This window comes from Kitasatospora sp. NPDC033851 (assembly GCF_055576085.1).
Map to the genome: position 1 here is coordinate 1 of NZ_JBVIRL010000080.1, position 5,113 is coordinate 5,113.

The 5,113-nt window shown below is 72.5% G+C and carries 1 protein-coding gene; it reads right to left on the reverse strand.

Features of this window, described 5'->3' with window-relative positions; translation table 11 throughout:
• Positions 1 to 5,113 (reverse strand): amino acid adenylation domain-containing protein (locus tag ACZ51D_RS43385; RefSeq protein ID WP_465665819.1); only part of this gene is annotated, 5,113 nt, incomplete at both ends.

Here is a 5,113-nt window from a genome sequence, read left to right on the forward strand (position 1 = left end):
TGTAGTCCGCGTACTGCACCGGCAGCGGCGCCCATCCGGGCGCCTGGCCGCCCACCCGCGCCGCGTACGCGGCCGACAGATCCCGCCCCAGCGGAGCCATCGACCAGCCGTCACCGGCGATGTGGTGAACCGTCACCACGAGCACGTGGTCCTGCGGCGACAGCGCGAACAGTTCGGCCCGGATCGGGAGTTCGGTCGCCAGGTCGAAGGGGTGCCCGGTGGCGCGGGCCACGGCGGCGGCCAGTTCCGGCTCGGTGGTCTCGGTGACGGTGAGCCGACAGGTGAACTGGTCGGCAGGGCGGACGTGTTGGTGCGGCTGTCCGTCGACGGCGGGGAAGACGGTGCGCAGGGCTTCATGACGGGCAATCAGGTCGTGCAGTGCCGCCTGGAGCGCTTCCCGGTCCAGGGCGCCGGTGAGGCGGAGTGCGGCCGGGATGTTGTAGGCGGCGCTGGGTCCGGTCAACTCGCCGAGGAACCACAGGCGTTGCTGGGCGAAGGAGAGCGGAAGCCGCTCCGGCCGCTCGCCAGCGGTGACCGCAGGGCGTACCCCGGTGGTGGCGTCCAGCCGCTCGGCCAGGGCGGCGGGGGTGGGTGCCTCGAAGAGGGTGCGCAGGGGGAGTTCGGTGCCGAGGGTGGTGCGGATGCGGCTGGCGAGGCGGGTGGCGAGGAGGGAGTGTCCGCCGAGGTCGAAGAAGCTGTCGTCGAGGCCGACCGAGGGCAGGCCCAGGACCTCGGCGAAGACGGTGCAGAGCAGTTCTTCACGGAGGGTGGCGGGGGTGCGGTCGGTCTGGGTGGTGTAGGTGGGGGTGGGCAGGGCGCGGTGGTCGAGCTTGCCGTTGACGGTCAGCGGGAGCGCCGCCAGCACCACCACGGCCGACGGCACCATGTACTCCGGCAGCCGCTCGGCGGCCGCTGCCCGGGTCAGGGCGGGGAGCCCGGCACCGTCCGTCCCGGGGGCCGGGACGAGGTAGGCGACGAGTCGCTTGTCGCCGGGGGCGTCCTCGCGGACGGTGACGGCGGCCTGGGCGACGGCGGGGTGAGCGGTGAACACGGCCTGGATCTCGCCGGGCTCGATGCGGAAGCCGCGGATCTTGACCTGGTCGTCGGCGCGGCCGACGAACTCGAGTTCGCCGTCGGTGGTCCAGCGGACCACGTCGCCGGTGCGGTACATCCGCTCGCCGGGCTCGCCGTACGGGCAGGCCACGAAGCGTTCGGCGGTCAGCCCGGGCCGGCCCAGGTAGCCGCGCGCCAACTGGGCACCCGCGATGTACAGTTCGCCGGCCACGCGCGGCGGCACCGGGCGCAGCGACGCGTCCAGGACGAAGAACCGGGTGTTGTGGATCGGATGACCGATCGGCACCGTAGATCCGGCAGCCGGCGGCTCCCCGGGTGTGTGGGCGACCTGCACCGTCGTCTCGGTGGGGCCGTAGATGTTGATGAGTGTGACGTTCCAGATGTCCGTGATCCGCCGGGCGAGGTCCGCGCTCAGCGACTCGCCGCCGGAGAACAGCCGCCGCAGGGAGTCGATACGGCCCTCGTCGAGGAGCGTGGCGAGCTGCGAGGGGACGAACTGGGCGACGGTCACCCGGTGTTCGGTGGCGTAGCGGAGCAGTCGGCGGGGGTCGCCGCCGAAGCCGTCGGGGAGCAGGCAGACGGCGGCCCCGGAGGCCAGCGGGTGCCACAGCTCCCACACCGACGCGTCGAACGCGGTGGAGGTACGGGCCAGCATCACGTCGTCCGGTGCGAGACCGTGGTCCGCGGCCAGCCACGCCAACTGGTTCGCCAGGCCGCCGTGGTGGATCACGACCGCCTTGGGGCGTCCGGTGGAGCCCGAGGTGTAGATGACGTAGGCGGGGTGTGCGGGCAGCAGCGGCCTCGTACGGTGGGCGTCCGTCACCGCGGAGTCGGACCGCTCGGCGAGTGCGGCGGTCGTCTCCGCCCCGTCGAGTACCAGCCGGGGCGTCGAGGTGCCGTTCAGGACGGCGGTGCTCGCCTCCGAGGTGATCACCAGGGTCGGCCGGGCGTCGTCCAGTTGGAAGGCGATCCGCGACACCGGGTGTGCCACGTCCAGCGGCAGGTAGGCCGCGCCGCTCTTCAGCACCGCCAGCATCGCCGTGAGCAGGTCGGCGGAGCGCGGCAGCGCCAGCGCGACCAGACTCTCCGGGCCGACGCCGGCGGCGATCAGGTGGTGGGCGAGGCGGTTGCTGCGGCTGTCGAGCTCGGCGTAGGTGAGCCGCTGGTCGACGTGGGTGAGGGCGATGGCGTCGGGGGTGCGGGCCACCTGGGTCTGGAAGAGCTGCGGCAGCGCGGTCGGAGCCGTCGGCAGCGCGGTGTCGTTCCACCGTTCCAGGATCCGGTGCCGCTCCTCGGCGTCGAGGACGTCCGCCGTGCTGACCGGGGCCTGCGGGGCCGCCGTCAGCGCGGTCAGCACCCGGGCCCAGCGCTCGCCGAGCAGTTCGACCGTCGCGTGGTCGAAGAGGTCGGTGGCGTAGGTGATGCGGGTGGCGAGGCCGGCGGGGGTGCCGGTGGCGGGGTCGAAGGTCTCGTCGATCTCGAAGGCGAGGTCGAACTTTGCCGCGGGCGGGCCGGCGGGCAGGGCGGTGCTGTGGAGCCCGGGCAGGTCCAGGACCGCCTCGGCGTTGTTCTGCAGGCTGAGCATGACCTGGAAGAGCGGGTGCCGGGCCATCGAGCGCACGGGTGCCAGCTCTTCGACGAGGCGCTCGAACGGCACGTCCTGGTGGGCGAAGGCGGCGAGGCCGGTTTCGCGGACGCGGCCGAGCAGTTGCTCGAAGGTGGGGTCGTCGGTGAGGTCGGTGCGCAGGACGAGGGTGTTGACGAAGAAGCCGACCAGCTCGTTCAGGTTCTCGTCGGTGCGGCCGGCGATCGGCGTGCCGATGGGGATGTCCGGTCCGGCGCCGAGGCGGGAGAGCAGGACGGCGAGTGCGGCCTGGAGCACCATGAACATGGTGGCGCCGTTGCTGCGGGCGACCTCGGTGAGGGCGGCGTGCAGGTCGGGGGCGATGGGCAGGTCGACCAGGGCGCCGTGCTGGGTGGCGACGGGCGGGCGCGGCCGGTCGAAGGGCAGCTCCAGCTCGGCCGGGATGCCGGCCAGGGCCTCACGCCAGTAGGTGAGTTGTTCGCTGAGCAGGCTTTCGGGGTCGTGGTCGTCGCCGAGTAGGTCGCGTTGCCAGAGGGTGTAGTCGGCGTACTGGACGGGCAGGGGCTCCCATTCGGGTGCCCGGCCGTCGAGGCGCGCGGTGTAGGCGGTGGAGAGGTCGTGGCCGAGTGGGGCGAGGGACCAGCCGTCGCCGGCGATGTGGTGGATGGTGACGGTGAGGACGTGGTCGTCCGGTGCGAGGGTGAACAGTGCGGCGCGGATGGGGAGTTCGGTGGTGAGGTCGAAGGCTCGGGTGGCGGTGCGGGTGATCGCCTCGGCAAGCTCGGACTCGGTGAGCTTGTGCTCGGTGAGCTCGTGCTTGGCCGGCTCGGTGACGGTGAGCTCGAAGCTGAACCCGTCGGCGGGAAGCACGTGTTGGCGCGGCTGCCCGTCGGTGAGGGGGAAGAGCGTCCGCAGGGCCTCGTGGCGGGCGATCAGGTCACGCAGTGCCGCCCGGAGGGCCTCCTGGTCGAGGTCGCCGGTCAGGCGGAGAGCCGCCGGGATGTGGTAGGCAGCGCTCGGTCCGGTCAGCTCGCCAAGGAACCAGAGGCGTTGCTGCGCGAAGGAGAGCGGCACCTGCTCCGGTCGCGGCTGGGCGGCGGTGACCGCCGTGCGCACCCCGGCATCGGCGTCCAGCCGCTGGGCGAGGCGGGCCGGGGTTGGCGCCTCGAAGAGGGTGCGCATCGGGACCTCGATGCCGAGGGTGGTGCGGATGCGGCTGACGAGGCGGGTGGCGAGGAGGGAGTGGCCGCCGAGGTCGAAGAAGTTGTCGGTGGGGGTGACTCGGGGCAGGTCGAGGACCTGGGCGAAGACGGCGCAGAGGATTTCCTCGTGCGGGGTGGTGGGGGTGCGGTCGGTCTGGGTGGTGTAGGTGGGGGCGGGCAGGGCGCGGTGGTCGAGCTTGCCGTTGACGGTGACGGGCAGCGCGTCGAGGACCACGGTCGCCGACGGCACCATGTAGTCCGGCAGCTGTCGGCGCAGGAACTCCCCGACGGATTCGACGAGTTCATCGCTGCTGTGGCCGAGGGCGGCGACGAGGTAGGCGACGAGGCGCTTGTCGCCGGGGGTGTCCTCGCGGGCGATGACGGCGGCCTGGGCGACGGCGGGATGGGTGGCCAGGGTGGCCTGGATCTCGCCGAGTTCGATGCGGAAGCCGCGGAGCTTGACCTGGTCGTCGGCGCGGCCGACGAACTCCAGGTCCCCGCCGGCGGTCCAGCGGGCGAGGTCGCCGGTGCGGTACATGCGTTCGCCGGGCTCGCCGTAGGGGCAGGCGACGAAGCGTTCGGCGGTGAGGCCGGGGCGGTTGAGGTAGCCGCGGGCCAACTGGAGGCCCGCGAGGTAGAGTTCGCCCTCCACGCCCGGCGGGACCGGCTCCAGTCGCGCGTTCAGCACGTACACCCGGGTGTTCCACACCGGCCGGCCGATCGGGACGGAGGCCCCGGCGTTCGGGGTGGCACAATCCCAGGCGGTCACGTCGACCGCCGCCTCCGTCGGACCGTAGAGGTTGTGCAGCGGCACGTCGAGCAGCGCCAGGAACTTGTCCCGCAGCTCGGCCGGCAGGGCCTCGCCACTGCAGAACACCGACCGCAGGCCGGTGCAGTTCGCGACGGCCGGCTCCTGGGTGAAGGCCTGCAGCATCGACGGCACGAAGTGGGTGACGGTGACCTGCTGGCTCTGGATCAGATCGATCAGGTAGCCCGGGTCCTGGTGGCCGCCGGGGCGCGCGACCACCATGGTGGCGCCTTCCAGGAGCGGCCAGAAGAACTCCCAGACGGAGACGTCGAAGCCGAACGGAGTCTTCTGCAGCACGCGGTCCGTGGCGTCCAGCGGATACGCGGACTGCATCCAGGCCAGCCGGTTGACGATGGCGCGGTGGGGGATGGTGACGCCCTTGGGGCGGCCGGTGGAGCCGGAGGTGTAGATGACGTAGGCGGGGTGGTCGGGGTGGAGGGTGAG